The organism is Tolypothrix sp. VBCCA 56010, from assembly GCF_050875635.1.
GTDB lineage: Bacteria > Cyanobacteriota > Cyanobacteriia > Cyanobacteriales > Nostocaceae > Hassallia.
Window position 1 is genome coordinate 1 of the sequence record NZ_JBPAOH010000149.1, and the last position, 20,075, is coordinate 20,075.

The 20,075-nt window shown below is 41.0% G+C and carries 25 protein-coding genes and 1 pseudogene; 10 read left to right on the forward strand and 16 right to left on the reverse strand.

Annotated features, from left to right (window positions below):
• Positions 1-274 precede the first annotated feature (274 nt).
• From AABK37_RS33190 to cysE, 3 genes are all read right to left on the reverse strand, one after another.
• Positions 275-454, reverse strand: a complete 180-nt coding sequence (locus AABK37_RS33190; RefSeq protein ID WP_432555734.1) for a hypothetical protein — start codon at positions 452-454, stop codon at positions 275-277.
• A 112-nt stretch (positions 455-566) separates the two neighbouring features.
• The gene (locus AABK37_RS33195; RefSeq protein WP_432555735.1) at positions 567-719 is read right to left on the reverse strand and encodes a hypothetical protein; all 153 of its coding nucleotides are present in this window, start codon (positions 717-719) and stop codon (positions 567-569) included.
• Between the two features lie 13 nt (positions 720-732).
• Entirely contained in the window at positions 733-1,491 is a 759-nt protein-coding gene (cysE, locus tag AABK37_RS33200; protein ID WP_432555736.1) for a serine O-acetyltransferase, read from the reverse strand.
• Between the two features lie 34 nt (positions 1,492-1,525).
• Between cysE and AABK37_RS33205 the strand changes: the two genes are divergently transcribed.
• Positions 1,526-1,816 (forward strand): hypothetical protein, encoded by a 291-nt coding sequence (locus tag AABK37_RS33205; RefSeq protein WP_432555737.1) that lies wholly within the window; start codon positions 1,526-1,528, stop codon positions 1,814-1,816.
• Here the strand turns inward: AABK37_RS33205 and AABK37_RS33210 are convergent.
• The 3 genes from AABK37_RS33210 to AABK37_RS33220 are packed head-to-tail and all read right to left on the reverse strand — an operon-like array spanning position 1,789 to position 4,184.
• Positions 1,789-2,280 carry a hypothetical protein gene (locus AABK37_RS33210; protein ID WP_432555738.1) on the reverse strand — a complete coding sequence of 164 codons (492 nt, stop codon included), beginning with the start codon at positions 2,278-2,280 and terminating at the stop codon, positions 1,789-1,791. The two genes, AABK37_RS33205 and AABK37_RS33210, sit on opposite strands and share 28 nt — an antisense overlap.
• 40 nt (positions 2,281-2,320) lie before the next feature.
• Complete coding sequence (locus AABK37_RS33215; RefSeq protein ID WP_432555739.1) at positions 2,321-2,554, reverse strand: hypothetical protein; 234 nt, start codon at positions 2,552-2,554, stop codon at positions 2,321-2,323.
• Positions 2,526-4,184, reverse strand: coding sequence for a DUF3352 domain-containing protein (locus AABK37_RS33220; protein ID WP_432555740.1), 1,659 nt, complete (start codon positions 4,182-4,184; stop codon positions 2,526-2,528). The genes AABK37_RS33215 and AABK37_RS33220 overlap by 29 nt, the downstream gene beginning before the upstream one ends.
• 345 nt (positions 4,185-4,529) lie before the next feature.
• Between AABK37_RS33220 and AABK37_RS33225 the strand changes: the two genes are divergently transcribed.
• From AABK37_RS33225 to AABK37_RS33245, 5 genes are all read left to right on the forward strand, one after another.
• Positions 4,530-4,661, forward strand: coding sequence for a hypothetical protein (locus tag AABK37_RS33225; protein WP_432555741.1), 132 nt, complete (start codon positions 4,530-4,532; stop codon positions 4,659-4,661).
• On the forward strand, positions 4,658-5,005 hold the full coding sequence (locus AABK37_RS33230) for a rhodanese-like domain-containing protein (RefSeq protein ID WP_432555742.1): 348 nt from the start codon (positions 4,658-4,660) through the stop codon (positions 5,003-5,005). Before AABK37_RS33225 ends, AABK37_RS33230 begins: the two co-directional genes overlap by 4 nt.
• Before the next feature lie 611 nt (positions 5,006-5,616).
• Positions 5,617-6,693 carry a heat-inducible transcriptional repressor HrcA gene (hrcA, locus tag AABK37_RS33235; protein WP_432555743.1) on the forward strand — a complete coding sequence of 359 codons (1,077 nt, stop codon included), beginning with the start codon at positions 5,617-5,619 and terminating at the stop codon, positions 6,691-6,693.
• Between the two features lie 12 nt (positions 6,694-6,705).
• Entirely contained in the window at positions 6,706-7,377 is a 672-nt protein-coding gene (locus AABK37_RS33240; RefSeq protein ID WP_432555744.1) for a DUF2834 domain-containing protein, read from the forward strand.
• 69 nt (positions 7,378-7,446) lie between these two features.
• The gene (locus AABK37_RS33245) at positions 7,447-8,094 is read left to right on the forward strand and encodes a hypothetical protein (RefSeq protein ID WP_432555745.1); all 648 of its coding nucleotides are present in this window, start codon (positions 7,447-7,449) and stop codon (positions 8,092-8,094) included.
• 142 nt (positions 8,095-8,236) lie between these two features.
• Here AABK37_RS33245 and crtW read toward each other — a convergent pair whose 3' ends face one another.
• Both crtW and AABK37_RS33255 read right to left on the reverse strand, forming a co-directional pair.
• Positions 8,237-8,995, reverse strand: a complete 759-nt coding sequence (gene crtW / locus AABK37_RS33250; RefSeq protein ID WP_432555746.1) for a beta-carotene ketolase CrtW — start codon at positions 8,993-8,995, stop codon at positions 8,237-8,239.
• Positions 8,996-9,303: 308 nt separating this feature from the next.
• Positions 9,304-9,564 (reverse strand): chlorophyll a/b-binding protein, encoded by a 261-nt coding sequence (locus tag AABK37_RS33255; protein ID WP_432555747.1) that lies wholly within the window; start codon positions 9,562-9,564, stop codon positions 9,304-9,306.
• Between the two features lie 340 nt (positions 9,565-9,904).
• Between AABK37_RS33255 and AABK37_RS33260 the strand changes: the two genes are divergently transcribed.
• A complete protein-coding gene (locus tag AABK37_RS33260; RefSeq protein ID WP_432555748.1) occupies positions 9,905-10,723 on the forward strand; it encodes an SDR family NAD(P)-dependent oxidoreductase in 819 nt (272 codons plus the stop codon).
• A 10-nt stretch (positions 10,724-10,733) separates the two neighbouring features.
• On the opposite strand, the gene AABK37_RS33265 is transcribed toward AABK37_RS33260, so the two are convergent.
• From AABK37_RS33265 to AABK37_RS33285, 5 genes and pseudogenes are all read right to left on the reverse strand, one after another.
• Positions 10,734-11,432, reverse strand: a complete 699-nt coding sequence (locus AABK37_RS33265; RefSeq protein WP_432555749.1) for a hypothetical protein — start codon at positions 11,430-11,432, stop codon at positions 10,734-10,736.
• Between the two features lie 195 nt (positions 11,433-11,627).
• Positions 11,628-12,076 (reverse strand): annotated as a pseudogene (locus tag AABK37_RS33270) (SRPBCC family protein).
• A 19-nt stretch (positions 12,077-12,095) separates the two neighbouring features.
• Positions 12,096-12,284, reverse strand: coding sequence for a CPXCG motif-containing cysteine-rich protein (locus AABK37_RS33275; RefSeq protein WP_089125432.1), 189 nt, complete (start codon positions 12,282-12,284; stop codon positions 12,096-12,098).
• Between the two features lie 90 nt (positions 12,285-12,374).
• Positions 12,375-14,021, reverse strand: a complete 1,647-nt coding sequence (locus AABK37_RS33280) for a B12-binding domain-containing radical SAM protein (protein ID WP_432555750.1) — start codon at positions 14,019-14,021, stop codon at positions 12,375-12,377.
• Between the two features lie 117 nt (positions 14,022-14,138).
• On the reverse strand, positions 14,139-14,366 hold the full coding sequence (locus AABK37_RS33285) for a SemiSWEET transporter (protein WP_432555756.1): 228 nt from the start codon (positions 14,364-14,366) through the stop codon (positions 14,139-14,141).
• Between AABK37_RS33285 and AABK37_RS33290 the strand changes: the two genes are divergently transcribed.
• Positions 14,278-14,472 carry a hypothetical protein gene (locus tag AABK37_RS33290; protein ID WP_235018565.1) on the forward strand — a complete coding sequence of 65 codons (195 nt, stop codon included), beginning with the start codon at positions 14,278-14,280 and terminating at the stop codon, positions 14,470-14,472. The two genes, AABK37_RS33285 and AABK37_RS33290, sit on opposite strands and share 89 nt — an antisense overlap.
• A 3-nt stretch (positions 14,473-14,475) precedes the next feature.
• On the opposite strand, the gene AABK37_RS33295 is transcribed toward AABK37_RS33290, so the two are convergent.
• From AABK37_RS33295 to AABK37_RS33305, 3 genes are all read right to left on the reverse strand, one after another.
• Positions 14,476-16,272, reverse strand: coding sequence for a hypothetical protein (locus AABK37_RS33295; RefSeq protein ID WP_432555751.1), 1,797 nt, complete (start codon positions 16,270-16,272; stop codon positions 14,476-14,478).
• 129 nt (positions 16,273-16,401) lie between these two features.
• Entirely contained in the window at positions 16,402-17,490 is a 1,089-nt protein-coding gene (gene aroC / locus AABK37_RS33300) for a chorismate synthase (protein WP_432555752.1), read from the reverse strand.
• A 132-nt stretch (positions 17,491-17,622) separates the two neighbouring features.
• Complete coding sequence (locus tag AABK37_RS33305) at positions 17,623-17,976, reverse strand: MFS transporter (RefSeq protein ID WP_432555753.1); 354 nt, start codon at positions 17,974-17,976, stop codon at positions 17,623-17,625.
• 365 nt (positions 17,977-18,341) lie between these two features.
• Here AABK37_RS33305 and AABK37_RS33310 point away from each other — a divergent pair, with 365 nt between their 5' ends.
• Positions 18,342-19,592 carry a glycosyltransferase gene (locus AABK37_RS33310; protein WP_432555754.1) on the forward strand — a complete coding sequence of 417 codons (1,251 nt, stop codon included), beginning with the start codon at positions 18,342-18,344 and terminating at the stop codon, positions 19,590-19,592.
• Between the two features lie 170 nt (positions 19,593-19,762).
• A complete protein-coding gene (locus AABK37_RS33315) occupies positions 19,763-19,996 on the forward strand; it encodes a hypothetical protein (protein WP_432555755.1) in 234 nt (77 codons plus the stop codon).
• The last annotated feature ends 79 nt before the right edge of the window (positions 19,997-20,075 follow it).

The window sequence follows — 20,075 nt, forward strand, 5'->3', positions numbered from 1 at the left end:
CAAAAACTTACATAAACTGGTTATTTATCTAGTGTTACATTTTTGTGCTGTAGTTTTGCTTATTCGCGGTTTACTCGTACAGGTGCAAGATGTGAGTAAAGCTAGATGCATCGTTAACACCTAGTTCTAAACAATGGTGGGAGGAGAAAGCTGCATTGCATAATTGCTCTGGGATATCAGATTTATTAGAGAGGGTGGCTAGAGGTTTAATCACTCTTTAGCTACAAGATATTGCCGGAATTATCGGTAAATTACCGGGAAATAAGGCTCCTAGTCATACCTGTTTGAGTAGCTTTTCGTCAGCAATTTTTGCTGTGCTTTTCCAATAGTCTCGTGAGGCTGATAAATCTCTCACTTTTATTTCTAATGCTCTAAGTTTTTTCTGTTTTTCCAAAGCTCTGTCTTTCCAATTGTCTCGACCATTGCGAAACAATCTTGCTAATCGGCTGGTCATGAAAATTTACCACCTTAAAACCCTTAGAGTCAACACCCTAGGCATCGGGGAGGCAGTGCGTTGCGGTGAGACCAGCGCTGCGCTCCTGGTTTCCCTCGTGCCGGCTCTGGCGTTAGCGAAGCGTTAGCGACGCAGGAGCGTCACCCGAAGGGAGGTTCCCTCCGTTGAAGCACCTGCCGTCATCGGGCATGGAAAGAATCGTATTAGAACGCGCATCACTTACAGCCGCTTCTTTAATTCCCAATGCCCATTCCCCATTGCCCAATGCCCCATCTTCCTCAAATCCCCGCACCATCGAGAAACTGCTGAATAGCTTTATCTCTTAGGTTGCAGCGTAATTTATTTTCTGGTTCTTCACGTACAGTGGCAACGTTACCTACCATAACAGGAGTTTTTGCAGAAGATTGCTGCTGAAGTTGTTGTATTTGTTGCTCTAACGACTCTATGCGGTCAACTAAGGCGCGAATTACTTCGGCTTCACAATCAGGTAAATTGTTATGTTCTAAAGGAGAAACTTTGACTCCAGAACGATAAATAATGCGACCGGGTACGCCGACCACAGTACAATCAGAAGGGACATCTCGTAGAACAACTGAGCCTGCGCCAATGCGGACGTTGTTACCAATTTGAATATTACCCAGTACCTTCGAGCCGGCACCAACAACGACATTTTCGCCTAAATTTGGATGGCGCTTGCCGCTTTGTTTACCAGTACCGCCAAGGGTGACACCTTGATAAATAAGGGCATAGTCGCCGATAATCGTTGTTTCACCAATTACCACGCCCATACCGTGGTCAATAAATACACCTTTGCCAATAGTTGCGCCTGGGTGGATTTCAATTCCAGTCAAAAACCTAGCAATGTGGGAAATCAGCCGGGGAAAAAAGGGAATAGCGATTATATGCAGTCGGTGAGCCAGCCGATGGAATAGCAAAGCTTGCAAACCTGGGTAGCAAAATAATACTTCCAACCAGTTACGAGCGGCTGGATCACGTTCAAAAATGATGCGAAAGTCTGTACGCAGTGTAGATAGCACTTTTATAGTACCCTCGGAAGGCAAAACGAGCTACTTGTCTATTTTATCCTTCCAAGTGCGATCGCTCTTATTTAGGGCATTAGTAATTGGGAATTGGGAATTGGGAATTGGGAATTGGGAATTGGGAATTGGGCATTGGGCTTTTCCTCTTTCCTATTCCCCATTCCCCCCTTCTCTATGCACGCCAGTCGCTCATGGGGGAGACCACGCCACTCTCCTCAACGCGGGGAACCCGCGCACGGAGGTGGCTCCCCAAGACCGCGCTGGCTCACCATTACCCATTACCCATTACCCAGTTTATGGTTGCTGCACTGTCAGGGTGTAGTTGCCCTTGTCTTTTGAATTAAATGTACCTACCCAAATCTTATAAGTTCCAGCTTTCCAGTCACTACCTTGAATGCTGGCATCTTTTCTTTTACCAGTGTCATCTCCGCAACGAATACTTTCGTCGTCTGGTCCTTGGATGAGTAAAGTGGTGTCTTTACCACCACTATTTACTCGTATATTCAACTGGGAAAAGTCTTTCTCCAAAACCATCACATGATCTGGTTTCGGATCGGCAAAACCAATACAAGCATTTCTGTCGCGATCGCGGTTACTAATCGCAGACAATGAATAAGAACCGCCAGTATACCCTTCTACTGTTGCCTGTGCTGGTGCAAACCCTGGTGCCAAACTTAACTTGCCAAAATTTGACGTATCTGCCATTACAGGGCTAGCAGTAATAGCACTTAACACACCTAAAATCAAGCCGCTTCGGAACTGAAGTCGGGGGCGAAAATATTTCATATTAGCCCTCCAACAGGGTCTTTATAGTTTTTTTATATACCTATTCTATAAACAATAAACAGGTATATTTTTCTATGTGTGCCATTTTAATATGTGCCACAATAGAGGTTTTTGTTAAGCAGAGTTCTTGGGATGGGGAGATGGGGAGGTGGGGAGAGGGGGAGATGGGGAGGTGGGGGGATGGGGAGAGGGGGGAAAGAATTGTTCTCCTTGTCTCCTTGTCTCCATGCCCAGTGCCGTCTACATCACGAGTGATGAAGTTGGAAGAAGACACCACCTTTGAGCAATCCGGTGTCGCTACCGTAACTACTAACTATGAGCGATCGCACTTTGTCGAGAAACGGTTTAGCGACTACTTCCACTAGCTTGAGAATCGGTATTTGACGTTCGACAATTTCGTGACTCTTTGCCCAATCAAGGTAAAGATAGCCTTGATTTGGTTGGGGAATCGCAGCGATACTATCTTGGAAATTGCGATTTTTCACTAAGGAATTATCTTTGACTTTCAGGACTTGATTGATTACATCAATTGAGGAAGTAAAAATTTCGTAATTTCCTAAGTTTGTATGCACCCCCTGCACTTTTGCTTTGAGGTTAATCGATTCAGAACCGCTATCTAGGTTATTCGTCACGGTTGTTAACTTTGTCCAAGCAAAAACTTTTTGATTGTCTAAGGTGAGAGAGTTAACGTTTAATCCTTGGGATGAAGCGATCGCATCCAATCGAGAAATCGCTTCAAGAACACCTTCGGATTTTTCCACCACAAAAACCCAATCAGGATTAATTTGCTGTTCGCGAGGTAACAAAGCTATAGCGTATTCCCCTTTCACCCAACTGAAAATATCTTTTTGCAAATCGATACCCCAGCCTTTTTGCACATCCGCTAAAGGTTGCGCCAAGCTGGATGTAACATCTTTCTGCGAACCAGATATTGCCGTTGTTACTTGTTTCCAAAGTTTAGCTAAATCGCTGTTATCCAAATTGCTCAAATCAACGCCGGAGATTGCTAAACCCGCTGTTTCCGGAATATAATTTAATGCTCCCACAGGTTGCGAAAGTTGTGAAGATGGCGGCGATGTCGCCAATGATGTTAGTAAGCTGGTTTCTGCCAGCAGTCCTTTCGGGTTTATCGCTAAGGAAACTATTTGGCTGTCATAAGTTGCTTCCTCTAGTTTTAAATTTTGCCATTCGGCTACAGCAGGAAGATTAAGGAAAGTCGCAGCTAAAGCATTTTTCGGCAGTTGTTTCAGCGCTTTTTGATATTGGGCAGAATTTGTCAAATTGAGGTCGGGTGCTTGGACGTTATTAATTGCATCTCGCAGCACTTTCGGATCGTTGGCAAATAAAACAAAATCGCCTACAGATGCACCTACAAGCAAACCTTTTTCTGATGGGGAAGTGTCAGAAATCAGCTTGACACCTTGGTAGTCTTCGACAACTAAGTTTTCTCCAGCTAAAGCCCGCTTGGAAAACAATAACTCGACAAACTCGCGGCTATTTTCTGGTTTCTTGCTTGCAAGTGCCATTAGATACCCTGGTTGCCGTCCGTTTGCGGCATCGCGATCAATATCTAAGCTGGTGACAGCAAGTGTTATTTCGTTGCCTAACCAAGGTTGAACATCTTGTTTGTAATCGATGCCAGTGTTAGCTAATAAACTTGTTTTTAATTTTGACAGTTCGCGATCGCTATTACTAGCCTGCAATTTGTCTGGATTCACCAGCATTGACACCATAACTGGTGCGCTTTTAGACACGAATATGGCGCCACCTGGTTCCGAAGCAGTCCCACCACCAATCAAGTTAACTGGACTTTTGCCAAAGAACCAGTAAAAGCCTGCGATAACAATCAATAGCAGCGCGATCGCACCCGCTGCTAGAAAACCAAACAATGAGTTTTGCCTCATAATTTTCTTTCACATACCGCACAAGCGGCTTTTACACACAACAATAATGTGAAACCGCCTTCTCAAGAGAGAAAATGCGGTATTAATAAGTAGATGGCATAAATAAACGTTTCTTAACGTAGTAACGGCAAGAGCCGTTAAAATCCCGACTCGACGAGCGGTAAACCGCTCACTACGAAGGAGGAGAATATTTTACGTTTAATTTCACCCACTTACTTACTAAGACTAAGTTTATTACTGAAACCTCAGCACAAATCTATTAAAAATAAATAATAGGGAATAGAGCATTGGAGATTGGAAGAGGGGAAAAGGTAAAGGGAAAAGCCCAATGCCTATTGACGGCAGGTGCTTCAAGTCGGCACCGCCCAACGCACTGCCTCCCCAATGCCTATTGACGGCAGGTGCTTCAAGTCGGCACCGCCCAACGCACTGCCTCCCCAATGCCCATTGCCCAATGCCCATTGCCCTAATCTATGAATACCCAACCTATTACTCAAATTAGTGTAGATGAACTGGCAGAACGTCTGACTTCAGGCGATCCAGATATTCAGCTAGTGGATGTACGCGAACCACAAGAAGTAGCGATCGCTAGCATTGAGGGTTTTGTCAATCTACCCCTGAGTCAATTTGCCGAATGGGGCGATCAAGTTCCCACTCGCTTCGATCCTCACGCGGAAACCCTTGTATTATGTCATCACGGCATTCGCTCGGCTCAGATGTGTCAGTGGTTAGTTGCTCAAGGTTTTACAAATGTTAAAAATATTGCAGGTGGTATTGATGCCTATTCCAGCTTAGTTAACCCTTCGATTCCTCATTATTAAGATTAAGGATTGTTTTCGCTTTTGCCCGACACCAAGCTAAGAGTGCCGCGTTATGCGTACAAAGTCCGCTTCGTTTGGTGCGGACTACCAAAAACCTGGCTTTTCAGCCTGCGTACTGCTAGCCTTCGGCTTCTCCAACAAAGTACGCAGAAGCCGCTAGGCTAGGCAGGCTTTGTTTGTGTAGCCTCAGGCTAAAGCCTGAAGGCTAATCGCAAAGCGCAAACATCTGCTAGTCACTAGGTAAAAGAACGTTATAGCCAAATTGTTCTTTATCTTTTGGACTTACTTTTCCGGTTGACTTTTGCTATTCTTAATACATGCTAAATAACTTTATGGTTTTGTAAAAAAAGCTTAACAATATTTGCAAAAACTAATTTTTTCTGATTTATCAAAAATTGATTGCGTATGTTTTTATATTGGTAAAAAATTACAATAAAAATAAATAAAAAATTGTGTAAATATACGGTTATAGCCCAAACCGAATCAGAACAGGCAAATTTGGGAGTTAAGTTTTACTAATTATAATAGAAGTAAATAATTTGCTATTTTAATTTAAAAATTATTAATTTTTTCAAAATCTAATTAAAATTCGGCTTCGTAAAACATTCCCTATGCAAGTCAAGCTGACCAATCGACAACAGCATATACTTTGGGCAACGGTACGTCATTATATCGCTACCGCAGAGCCTGTGGGTTCTAAAGCTTTGGTTGAAGAATACGACCTGGGTGTTAGTTCAGCCACAATTCGCAACGTCATGGGCTTTTTAGAAAAAGGTGGGTTGCTTTATCAACCTCACACCTCTGCCGGACGCATACCTTCAGACTCAGGCTATCGTACTTATGTAGACCAGCTGATTACACCTTCAGAAAGTTTATCACGAGAGGTAGAAGCGGTACTGCAAAAGCGCCTGAAGTGGGAAGATTGGAGTTTAGAGGCTCTACTGCACGGTGCGGCACAAATACTGGCAACTTTAAGTGGCTGTATTAGTTTGATTACCATGCCGCAAACTGAAAGAGCGACGTTGCGACATTTGCAAATGATGCAAATTGAAGCGGGACGGGTAATGCTGATTGTAGTCACGGATGCTTATGAGACGCATTCCACATTGATGGATTTGCCGGCAGCATCGGCAGAAACACAACTTGAACCAGAAGTCATCGATCGCGAGTTGCAGATTGTTTCTAACTTTTTAAATAGCCAGTTGCGGGGACGGAGTTTGTTAGAATTAGCGACTCTCGACTGGACGCAGTTAGATCGAGAGTTCCAACGTTACGGAGAATTTTTGAAACACTCGGTAGCAGAATTAACCCGTCGCACTGTTACACCATCTACAACCCAAATTATGATTCGCGGTGTAGCAGAAGTTTTGCGTCAGCCAGAATTTTCTCAACTACAGCAAGTGCAAACGATTATCCAACTGCTGGAGGAAGAACAAGACCAACTGTGGCGGTTAATATTTGAGGAAAAAGAAGCGGATGAAGTGGGTAAACCACGGGTAATGATTCGGATTGGCTCGGAAAACCCGCTAGAACCGATACGCACCTGTAGCTTAATTTCTGCCACTTATCGCCGAGGTTCGATACCCGTAGGAAGCGTGGGAGTTTTGGGACCAACGCGGCTAGATTATGAAAGTGCGATCGCTGTCGTATCTGCTGCTGCTGATTACCTCTCAGAAGCCTTCAGTTAACCAACTTTAAACATGTTGAGAAAAATCGCTTTTGGGCTGCTATGGCTGGGATTTATTACTTATGCTTTTGTCTTTGCCCCTCCCGATCAACCGGATACATTTGAGTTAATTAAAAACCTTTCTACCGGACAGTGGCAAGGCATTAACCCTTTAGTAATAGCACTATTCAACATTATGGGCGTTTTCCCCATGATTTATAGTGCAGTCTTATTTATTGATGGCAGAGGGCAAAAAATACCCGCTTGGTTATTTGCTATTCCCTCTTTCGCAGTTGGCGCATTTGCGATTTTACCTTACTTAGCTTTACGCGAATCAAATAAACAGTTTCCTGGCAAAAAAGACTTTTTCATCAAGCTGTTAGATTCACGTTTCACAGGTATTGCGCTAACTTTAGGCACAATTGTTTTAGTTGGTTATGGCTTACTAGCCGGAGACTGGGGAAATTTTGTTAAACAGTGGCAAACTAGCCGTTTCATTCATGTAATGAGTTTAGATTTCTGCGTACTTTGCTTAATATTTCCGGCATTGTTAGGAGACGATCTGGCACGTCGTCAGGTGAAAAATCCTCAGTTACTTTGGTTAATCAGCTTCATACCGCTGTTCGGTTCGTTAATATATTTGTCTGTGCGTCCACCTTTATTAGAAGCAGAGGCAGTATCTATTAAACAACCGATAGCGAATTAATAAATTATTTTAATCGTAGTAAGCACTTTAGTGCTTAAATAAGCACTGAAGTGCTTACTACGAATAAAGATGAATATAAAAATTGCTTTTTGGTTACTTTGGGCAGGATTTATAGCTTATATTTTACTGCTATCTCCGCCGCTGCATTTAGAGCAAACCTTAACTCTGCTGAAAAACATATTCACTCTGAATTTTGCGGAAATAAATCCAATTATTCTCTCTTTATTTGCCTTGATTGGTATCTGGCTATTAATTTACAGCGGGTTGTTATTTATTGATGGTAGGATGCAATCGATTCCTTTTTATCCTTTTGCTTTGGCATCAGTTGCCTCAGGTGTAATAGGTTTAATTCCTTATTTGGCTTTGCGTAATTCTAATCAAGAATTTTCTGGGCAGAAAGATGCTTTTTTGAATCTGTTAGATTCTCGCTTTTTTGGTGTTGTTTTGAGTTTAAGTACAATTGCCATCTTTGCCTATGGTTTTGGCTTTGGTGATTGGGACGATTTTGTGCAGCAGTTTTTAAGCGATCGCTTTATTCATGGTATGAGTTTGGCATTCTGCCTTTTTTGTCTTTTATTCCCAACTGTCCTCGGTGATGATATGGCACGTCGAAGTTGGAATAATCTGCAAATTTTTTGGACAGTGACGCTTTTACCGCTAATCGGTCCGTTAATTTATCTTTGCTTGCGTCCGTCTTTAGCAGAAACTACAAGTTGAAGAATGGGGAATGGGAAATGGGGAATTGGATTAGGAGTTAAATATTTATAATTCCTAACTCCGCTTTTCCCGTACAGACGTTCCATTGGAACGTCTCTACCTAACTTTGCTTTTCCCGTACAGACGTTCCATTGGAACGTCTCTACCTCACTCCTAACTTTTTTTGATAAATTTTTGGTAACTGCCACCAAGAAACGTGAGGATATTCATGATGTTCTTCATGGTAGCCAAAATGATAGCAGGTGATAAATGACCACCAAATTGGACGGGAGATTGTTTGAGCTTTATGAGGTTCACTATAACCTGATTCTGGCTCACTATGGGGTAGGAAAGTACCAAAATAAAATAACTGTAATGAACTTAGCAGCGAGGGTATGACCCAAAAGTAAGTTAAATTATCTTTCGGTATATGGAAGACGTAATGGGCAATATTGTAGATAGCCGTTAAAGCAATAATTTGAGTCCAACTCCAGTAACCCTTCATAAAATGAAAGTACCAGGCAAAGAAATTTTTCTGTTTACCGTTATGAAAATCGGGGTCTATTTCACTGGCAGGATTGTGGTGGTGTAACCAATGTTTTTTCAATAATTGTTGATATGGTAAAAGACCATAAAGCGAAAGGCATAATGTTCCGATAAAATGGTTAATTTTAGTATTTTGAGGAAACACTACCCCATGCATGGCATCATGAGCAGTAATAAATAAACCAGTATAAAGAAATGTTTGCCAAAGTACGATCGGCAATAACATGAAAAAGTTAAACTGGGTAATGTCTAGTGAAAGTAGCATTACAAGACTAATTGCCCATAATCCAACAATGGCAATTGCAATCAAGACTCCAGTATTTGATTCTCTGGTCAATTTTATCGGACGACTGGGCGGTTGTTGTAATGAAATCACGCTTTTTCTCCACGTAGCAGGTGAAAATTTCACAAAGTATAGTCATGGCAAATTACACTAACCACTAGGTTGAAAAATCCGAGAAGTTAGTGTTATGCGTTGAACATCGCCAAATAACTAAATATTTAGAAATGTTAAGTTATGCTAACTATTATTGCATAGCCAGCCATACTAAATATACTTTTCGATATGGAAGTAGACTGATATTAAGTGAGGACACTGGGGAAGACTGTTTGCATTTCCTCTCAGTGTCCGAGGTTGTGCAGTCAGCTTGTCAAGTAGAATTGACAGAAACACTTAGAACATCCTTAGCGGGCATAGGAAACGAGGTGTAATACGTCGCGTACCACGCTGTAGCCGTTCAAGTCCCAAAGAAGGTAGGCAAGAAAACCAATCATTGCAAAGCGTCCGTTCCATAGTTCGGCTTGAGGAGTAAAGCCAAACTCGAAGGCATTGCGATCGCTTCCATTGTAAGAGGTTTCGGTCGCATCAGTTGGGAATGGTCCGACCGCTTGACGATTGCTGACACCGGCAGGAGTTTTAGCTGCATTAGTAGGTGAAGGTTCCATTGTTAAGTTTCCTAAATAATGTATTTACAATTTCATCTTATTCAGGTAAAGAGATAACGCTATCTATCTGTGGTTCCAAAGTCTCAGCAAGTCCAAAGGATGAAATTTTGGGCATTGTGGGGAAAACTTGTATTGCAAAAGGTTAATTAACATTGGATTAACCTATCAAATAGAGGATTTTTATTTAAAGAATAGTAGTAATTGCGTATACAAAGAAAATCTCTAACATCAAAGCAGCAATGTCAGTGCAAAATGTCATTAAATATCTAACGCAAGTCAGAAGGATTCTAGAAAATTATTGCCCAAACTATAAACAGTAAATAGCGTTTTTATTTAAAACATGGCTTCTACAGTATTTATAACAGGTGCTTCCCAAGGTATTGGTAAAGCAACTGCACTGATGTTTGCCCGCAAAGGTTATAATCTTGTACTTACAGCGCGTCACACTGACTCGCTGGAAAGCGCAGCACAGGAAATCCAAAGTGTTACTAATGCAGCACCACTAACGATTTCTTGCGATGTGACAGAACCATCACAAGTAAGCGCAGCAATAGAAAAAGCGTTGGAACATTATGGAAATATCGACATACTGGTAAACAATGCAGGTATTTATGCATCCGGACCAGTTGAGCAGTTTTCTCTCAAAGATTGGTATCAAATTATAGATACTAATTTATGGGGATATATCCATACAATTAATACCCTTTTGCCTCATTTCTTGGAACGGAGAAGCGGAAGCATTATTAATCTAAGTTCCATTGGTGGTAAAGTAGCTACTCCTTATTTAGTCCCCTATTGCACGAGTAAGTTTGCTGTCACAGGTTTGACAGAAGCATTACACGCAGAATTAAAGCCCAAAGGTATTCATGTTTGTGGAATTTACCCAAATCTAATTAAAAGTAATTTGTTAGATCGGGCAATTTTTCGCGGTCAAGATGAAGAGGACGCTAAAAACCGTCGCGAACAACTTAATACTGTGGTGAAAACTCCGGTGGTGGAGAAACCGGAGGATGTGGCAAATGCTATCTGGGATGCAGTGAAAAATCAACGGTCTGAGGTAGTAGTTGGTTCTGCGAATTTTTCCCAAGCAATTTATCGGTTGTTTCCTGGTTTACTTCAGTGGGTTTCTCGACAAGCTTTGAAAAATAAGGATAAATAAACTGTGTGTTTTAATTCCAGCGCAGGACTTTTTCTTTGATTACAGTTTGACCGTTGTCAGAAATTCTTAGCACTTTTCGCGTGAGAACATAACGGATATCACCGTTGACTGCAACATATTGATTCGCTTGCGGTTCCCCTTTAGAATTATAGCTAGAGAGTGGAACTGCGATGCGACGATTGCCACTTCTAGTTATAGCGATATAGTTTGTGGGAAGATTGCTGCCGCAAATATAAACAATAAAGCTTTTGGTTTCGGCTTCACCAAAGATATTTTCACCTTCGGGACAAGCTTTAGCAAGAGGTTGACCGTCACCAGCGATCGCATTATTTACTCTTTCTTTGAGAACAACACGCCTATTTTTTATTACTTGCAGTTCATAGGGGGTGACAGCGTATGCTATTTCTCCTTTGCTAGCAATATAAGTTTCACCAGTTGTGCTAGTTACAGGTACGGTGATTTTACTATTATCTGTTTTAGAAATACGCACGTAATATCCCAGCGCATTGTTATTATCACCTCGGCAAATATAAACAGAATATTTCGCTGTATCAAAACTGCGCTTGGGTAGCAAGTTTGCCGATGGACAAATTTGTGGCTGTGGGTTAACAGCTTTTACTGACGGTGTAAGTAAAAATAACGTAGTTGCACTCAGCAAAGCTAACTTTAAAGTACCTTTGCATTTAAACCCTGTTTGTAAAAATTTCATGTTTATCAAGTTTTTATCTGTAAGATTACTGTCGCCACGAATTAGTTAATGGCGTTATATTTCAGTAAGATAACGGTAGAAAAAGTGTTTTTATTATCGTAAAAAAAGAGGCTCAGGACAAGTAGATATCCTGAGCGCTCATATATTCTTTAATGAAAGTGATTTTTCTGTGTTTTTACTGTTAAGTATATTTTCTTAGCTTGACTCGCACTCGCGTTTAGTTACATAATGACGGTAGCGAAACATAGCTTCTAGTTGTGCTTGTATTAACCAACCGCTAAAAAATTCTACAGAATCGCCACCTGGCATTGAGAAGGCGATTGCATCAGTTAATTTAGTTTTGCCATTCTCCGGTTCAAATTGATGTCGATGCACCCAAGATTCAAAGGGTCCTGATATCTGTTCGTCGGTAAATAGACGATATTCTTCACATTCGCTATGACGCGCTAACCAAGTTAAAGGTAATAATCCTAAGAAAAGCGAAATTCTGTAATTGCACCAACATTAAGTCCCCCCTCGCGACGCATGACTTGCACTGGTTGCCAAGGTGGGGTAAGAAGTTGTAAGATGTCTGGTCTTTCGTGAAATTTCCAAACAACTTCTACGGGTGCATTAATTACTGAAGAATGTTTAAAGTGAAGCATTGACAGAAAAACCTAAATTTCAACCTTCGTATTCTGTATCAATTTCTATATCTAAAGTTTCTTCATCTACCCGCAGATATAGAATGTTTGGACGACAGCAAACTTGACAATCTTCTACATAAGATTGCTGTCCACCTGCGCTTAAGTCTACAAAGGTGACGTTTGGTTCGCCGCAATAGGCGCAGTAAAATTCAGATGTTGTTTGCATTGAAAGATTATTGAAAAAAACGAACCGCGAAGGACACGAAGGACACAAAGAAATAAGAGTTGCAGAGGGTTTTTGTGTAAGTCCTAAAAATTATAAGTTTAATGGCTGTAGTTCTTTTGGCGATGAGTTAAATTTACTGGTGGCATCAGCTAGGTGCTTTAACAGTGTAGACTGTGGTAAAGGTCCTTGCAAGTGACTCCAGGGTAATATTTGTTCGGTTGACCAGTCGGTGTGAACGTAAAAATCTAAGTCGGGAATTTGTTTTTTGAGTTGTTTGAAAGCACGTTTGTAACTACCTAAAGAATCGCCAAAGTTGCGGGTGAGTTGCAAAAGTTGGGAAAGTCGGCGATCGCCTCTCGATAATAATGCTTGAATTATTGACCAATTGTAACTTTCGGGGCGGAAATCTATTCCCTGCGGTTTTAGTTGTTTTTGTAAAAATTGCAACCGCTTATCGACTTGCCGATTTACTCCAAACCATTGAAATGGCGTGTGTGCTTTGGGTACAAAGGTGCTGCATCCTAGTGTTAACCGCAATCCTGGTGCAGCTTTTTTGACGGCACGCATCATTGTTACAGTTTGTTCTAAATCTTCTGATTGTTCGCCGGGAATTCCTGCCATGCCGTAAAGTTTTAAGCTAGATAAGCCGCCAGCTTTGGCGTTTACCGCAGCTTGAATGATTTCCTCATTATGCAGCTTTTTGTTAATGATTTCGCGTAATTTTTCCGAACCACTTTCGATGGCAATGGTAAGCGATCGCGTGTCTCGTTTCGCTAAAGTTTGCGCTAATTGTACCGTTACTGTATTAGTTCGCACTGAGGCAATACTCAAGCGTACATCGTCATATTTTGGCTGACTAATATAATCGAGTAACGTTTCAAATTCGGGATGCTGAGTTACTGAAGCTCCTAATAATCCTAACCGATTTGTGACAGCTAAACCTCTTTCGATTGCGGGAATTAAAGATTTTTCGATACTCGCAGTTCTAAAAGGTAAAGTGAGATAACTTGCTAAACAAAAACGACACATTTCCGGGCAACTTCTCACCACTTCGACCATGTAAATATTTTCCCAAGCGGCTTTTTCGGTGACGACAGTTGAAGCTGAGAGAACATTTCCCCGGTAAGTTTGCTTTTGCACTATTGCCGGAATTTCTGAAGATATTGGTTGAATTGATTTGATAGCACCATCTAAACTGTGATATTCAACCTCATACAAACTAGGAACATAAATTCCCGGTACTTGTGCAAGTGCTTTTAATTGGATTTGTCTAGAAGCGTTTCTAACTTCTTTGTAAGCTTCAATGAAATTCCCTAATAAATCTTCGCCATCTCCGAGTAAAATTACATCAAAGAAATCGGCGAAAGGTTCGGGGTTAGCTGTGAGGACGGGACCCCCACCAAAAACTATCGGATGATTATTATTACGAATATCTGCCCTAATAGGAATTTCTAAAGATTCCAGCAGATTTAAAATATTCACATAATCTAATTCCCATGACATCGAAAAGCCGAGTAATTCCGGTTTCTTTTGAAGTTGTTCGTGAGTATCGGTAAACAAGCGACTGACTTGCACATCATCACGCATTGCCAAAGTAGCCCATACTACTTGATAGCCTAAGCTGGTGATTCCCACGGTGTATTCATTGGGGAAAGCGAAAATTGTCGGGATAGCGTCGGTGTCGGGAGTTGCAGGAGTAAATAAAAGGCGTTCAGCAGCGAATACAGATGATGTCACAGTTGTTTTTTAGGGATTAGGGATTAGGGACTAGGGATTAGGGATTAGGATAAGGTGCAAGTCATGAATGCTATATATTCCTAGTCCCCAGTCCCCAGTCTCTAGTCCCTAGTTTTTTCATCTATATTTAATTTTAAGCGATAGAATGATGATGTTAAAAAATAAAGTTGCTCCATTAGCGAGAATAACCGGCAATGATTGTAGAGATATTCCATAAATTACCCATAAAAAAACACCAATATTGAAAGTAATTAGCATGATGTATGAAACATCTTTGGCTGATTTGCTTTGCCATGTTTTTATCATTTGCGGTAGAAAGGAAAATGTTGTTAATGTCGCGGCGATTAATCCTATAATTGTAGTTAAATCCATGATTATGCAACCCTCTAACGCACTACTCGACATTCCAGCAGATTTTACAATAGTGAAATCTGCTGGTGATTTTACTTGAGATTTAAGCCTGATTTTTTGGCTTCTTCAGATAAGACTTAGCCCAAGCATATCGCTGTGAATCTTTTTTTAGTAAGTAATTCACTGCATACTGTCGTTTATTCTCATCTTTTGTACTCCGGAGTACTCGCTTAATTTCGTCATCTATTTCCTCAGTTTTAGCGCCACGTTTCACTGCTTCTGCAAACCAATAATCTCCTGTTGAATATTCACCTTTATCATAGTAAATCGCTCCCAGTAAAGTGTAAGGTTGATAACTTTGAGGATGATATTCAATGGCTTGTTTTGCACAAGTTTCTGCATGAACTAAATCACCAATATCTCTGAAGGCTGCACCTCTAGTTACTAAAATAGCTGACTTGAGATTACTTTCGCGGATACTGCTTAAGTCTAGATTAGTTAGTTGTAATGCACGTTCTGATTCATCTGCTTTTCGCCAATAACTACTAGCAGTAGGAATGTGCCATTTATGTCCAGTACGTTGAAATTCCTGTTCATAAAAATCGGCTTCGAGTTTGTAATGTGCAATCGCTATTTTTCCGTCACGAGATAAAAGATTCTCTTCTATAAGCTGAACAACCAATAGAGGATCTAGCCGCTCTTTTTTCTCCAGTTTTAGCATTATTGTGTAAAATGGATCAAACGGTAATTCATTTCCAGGATCTACAAGTGCATACTTTTTCTTGAGAGTCGTAAAGTGCTTTTGTTTGGCGAAAGTAATGATATCTTCACGTTGATTCTGTTTTAGCCAGTCAATCTCTGCCTCACTCAGCAATTCTCCTGATTCTACCTTAAATCTCAAAGTAGAAGCATATTTTTCGTGAGCGATCGCCATCGTTTCACTCAATTTACGCTTTTTGAGAAAATTAATATCCTGCTGACTCAGATAATTTTCCGAATCAAGTCTTTTGAGAACTTTGTACAAATGACTTGAACAAGATGAATCCTCATATCTACTTGCTTTGTACTTGGCTTTCAAAGCAGTAAATTCTCGCTTTTGTTCGAGTTCATTAGCGATGCTAATCGTTTCCGTAAATCCGTGCTGTTCCAGCCAGTAAATTTCGGAATTAATTAGTTTTTTGTCTGCATCCAGTTTTTGTAAGATTGGATATAGTGGACTGGATAATGATGTATCTGGCTGTTTAATCGCTTGGTACTTCGCTTTTAATTGGGAAAACTCAACTTCTCTTGCTGACTCTTGTTGGTCAAAAATTTCGATAGTTTCCAAAAGTTCATAATTTGTTAGCCACTTGTATTCTGAATCATTTAAACGTTGAACTGCGTCTAATTTTTTTAGTATTTGATACAATGGACTATCAGGATATGAATTTTGATGTTTAGTAGCTTTGTACTTTAATTTAAGAGCAGTAAATTGCTTTACCTCCTTAGCGATCGCTTGAGTCTCATATAAACCATGCGATCGCAGCCAATTAACTTCTGAGTTAATTAGAGAATTTCCTGACTCTATTTTCAAAAGTATAAAATACAGATGACTAGATTGCCAAGAAAAATCATATTTTGTCGCTTTGTACTTAGACTTTAATTTAGAGAATTCAAATTCTAAATTGGAAAATTCTTTTATTTTATGTTGCTGCTCTTTTCTAATAGCTTCTAAAGTTTCACAAAGTTCCCGCTTTGTCAACCAATCAAACTCTAATTCAGTTAGTTCAATTCCTAAGTCAGCTTTTCGCAATATAAAATACAGAATACTACAGGGTAATGAATCTTCATATTTAATTGCTTGGTACTTGGACTTGAGAGCAGCAAAGTGTTTTAAACGATTTTCAGACTCTTTTTCCATATTGATATAACCAGCGATAACACTGCTTAATTTGTGTCATTCGCCACTATAACAACACTTAAACAAAACAGGGATGGCAAAATCACCACCCCACAACAGAGAAACTTTCTTGAGAAAACTGCGTGTTACCTATAACACCTTACACTGTCCTTGCTGCCTCAGCAAATGGTCACACAATACTAAAGCAACCATCGCTTCTACCATCGGCACAGCACGCGGTAAAACGCAAGGATCGTGTCTTCCTTTGGCGGCTAATAGGGTTTCTTCACCTTCATTAGTCACCGTTTTCTGCTCTTTTCTAATCGTAGCTGTCGGCTTAAATGCTACTCGTAAAATGATATTCTCACCGTTGGAAATTCCGCCTTGAATTCCCCCTGAACGATTAGTTACAGTGCGAATTTCACCGTTTTCATCAATATAATATTCGTCGTTATGTTCAATTCCAGTTAACAGCGTCCCCGCGAAACCCGAACCGATTTCAAAACCTTTACTCGCTGGCAGAGACATTACACCTTTGGCAATATCTGCTTCTAATTTATCAAAAACTGGAACGCCTAAACCTTTGGGAACATTTCGCGCTACACATTCTACCACACCCCCGATAGAATCACCTTGCCTACCAATTGCCTCAATTAATTCAATCATTCGTTCGGCACATTCGGCATCGGGACAGCGGACGATGTTGCTTTCAACTTGTTCTAAAGTGACGGTATTTGCATCGACCGCACCTTCTAAATCTTTGATGCGCTTGACGTAACCGATAACTTCCACATTAGCGACTTGACGAAGAATTTTTTTAGCGATCGCACCTGCTGCTACTCTGCCAATTGTCTCACGCGCCGACGATCTACCGCCACCTTGCCAATTACGAATGCCATATTTGGCATCATACGTCGCATCCGCATGAGAAGGGCGATACTTTTGTTGCATTTCGTCGTAATCTTGAGAACGAGCGTCTTTGTTCCGCACCAAAATTGATATTGGTGTTCCCAAAGTTTTACCCTCAAACACTCCTGAGAGAATTTCGCACTTATCTTCTTCTTTGCGAGGCGTTGTAATCTTACTTTGTCCCGGACGCCTTCTATCTAACTCTACTTGAATTTCTTCAGCAGATATTTCTAGCCGTGGTGGACAACCATCAATGATAACTCCCACACCGCCGCCGTGAGACTCGCCAAAAGTAGTAATGCGAAATAAATGCCCAAAAGTGTTGCCCATAATTAAAAAGAGTAGGGGCGGGGTTTCCCCGCCCTTCTTGCAGGAGTTAGGTTTATGTATTTTAGCTGATGTGTTGTTCTCACCACAAAGACAAAAAACATCAAGATTTTGTCTTTTTTTTTCCTCTTGCGATTATGATTTTTTAGTTTCCGGCATTGCTAGCCAAAACCAACTCAAGCCAACGAAAGTCGCGATCGCTATCAGCCGTCTTTTGTCGCGGGAAGCATCAACTACAGCACCCAGCGGCGTTTGTGCTAAAATTCCGGTAATGCTGGTGATTGAAATAGCAATACCTACTTGTGCCGGATTGAAATGGCGATCGGCTGTGAGAAAGATTGCTAGGTAAGGCTCAAATACATCTCGCACATCTCCCAAAGACAAGTTTACTCGATCTAGTGCCGCTACTGAGGAGCTTTTAGACTTGGGTTTTCCACGTTTCTGCTGACTAAAGAGCAGGTTTTTCACAACTCGTTGAAGCTTTTGCATCGTCTGCTCTTATCTTGCTTAAGAATTATTAATCACACTGTTACTTTTTATAAGATTAATCACCTCTTTCTTAAGAATTATTATTAGTAATATTTCTGAGAAAGAAAAAAATATAGTCAAATTAATTACATATATTTCCCCAAAAATTGTACTTATGAGAATATACGCCTAGCCGACAGGCGCGAGATTCCGCACCTTTCAAGGTGTCGGTTACTTATTGCACCTATTGATAGAGTTTCAATCAATACTAATCATGCTGTAGATGGATTAAAAATAAATGATGAAGATTACAAAATAAATTTACAAAAATTAAAAAATTTAATTTTGAATGAATACGCTCTGTGTGTTTTGCTGGAGATGGAAAAATGGGGTACATGGATAAGCGTTTGCATGTGGTTGTTGATCCAAGTACACAATTTTACGGCGATACTCCTGCTTTAGTTGAAAAGACGCCTTTACCGCAATGTGAAATTTCCGTAATTGTTCCAGCCCGCAATGAAGCCGAAACTTTACCAGCAACGCTTTCGGCTTTGGCGCATCAGGTAGATTTGCAAGGACAGCGCTTAGATTTCAGACGGTATGAAATAATTTTGCTACTGAATAATTGTAGTGATAATTCAGCAGCGATCGCCCATAATTTTGCACAGCAGCATCCAGATTTAGTATTGCACATAATTGAAAAAACTCTACCTGCAACTGAAGCTTATATTGGTCGAGTCCGACAAATTTTGATGGATGAAGCGTATCGCCGCTTGATAAGTATAGGACGCAAGCGGGGAGTAATTGCTTCTACCGATGGCGATTCGCAGGTCAGCCAGACTTGGATCGCTGCGACGCTATACGAAATTAACTGCGGTGCGGATGCGGTGGGAGGACGGATTATTACAAACCAGGTTGAGCGTGCTGCGTTAGATCCCTACACCAGAGCTTGTCATCTACGTGAGGTAGGCTATCACCACTTGATTGCAGAATTAGAATCTTACATCGACCCTGACCCTTATGACACTTTTCCTCGGCACTACCAACACTGCGGGGCAAGTTTCGCGGTGACGGCACAAATGTATGCACTGGCAGGAGGTTTACCCCCCGTCCGTACTCCTGAAGATGTTGCACTATATCAGGCTTTAGTCCGGGTGAATGCACGTATTCGTCATAGTCCGCTAGTATGGGTCATCACTTCGGCAAGACAAACTGGACGCACAGACATTGGTTTCGCAAATTTGTTGAGTAAGCGGTCACAAATGGGACGACAAAAGCAACCATTGTTGGTTGAATCAGCAGCTGCAATTGAAACTCGTTATTCAGCGCGTCACCAATTAAGAGTTATTTGGTTTTCTGTTCTTAACGGAAAGATGCCAACTCATATACAATTAGCACCTTTAGCAGATACTTTAGGAGTTCCAGCACAATGGCTTGTGCAAGAATTAAAACAACCATATAGCTTTGGTCTGTTATTTGAGCGAGTTGAACAATGTTCAAAAGAAGAAGGAATTTGGGCACAGCGTTGGCAAAATGTGGAAATTCAAACAGCAATTAGCGACTTACGTCTGCGTTTAGAAGGTCTGCGTCGAAGTAACAACAAAGAGGCAAATAAAGTTCCTACTTACGTATTTTAAAAATGTAGTACAAAACAGCTAAGTAGGTAGGTGCAAATAATTATAAAATAGGGTAGGGTGCGTTATAACGTACCGCTGACGCGGAACCCGAAGGGTAGTTTAACGCACCATTGGCGATTCTATTCGTCTCATTAGTGCTAGACAACTAACACGAGCCGAGCGACAAGCCTATGAAGAGGGATGAGCCAGAAATGGAAGAAGATGAGCTTCGGTTAGAGTATGATTTAAAGAGTCTGCGGGTCAGACGGTTAGGTTCTCGACGAAAGAGTTTTGGTGAGATTGTTCGCCTAGAACCTGATGTTGCAGAAATGTTTCCCAATGCAGATGCTGTCAATGAGGCTTTACGGTTTCTGCTCAGAGTAATGCAGGAAAACAAACCTCCTAGTACAGGGTGGCGGAAATAGACCGACCATTAAATAGCCAGCACCTTACCCTTATAAGTCCATTTGAAAGGTTTAGCCATCGTTCGATTGAAGTAATCAA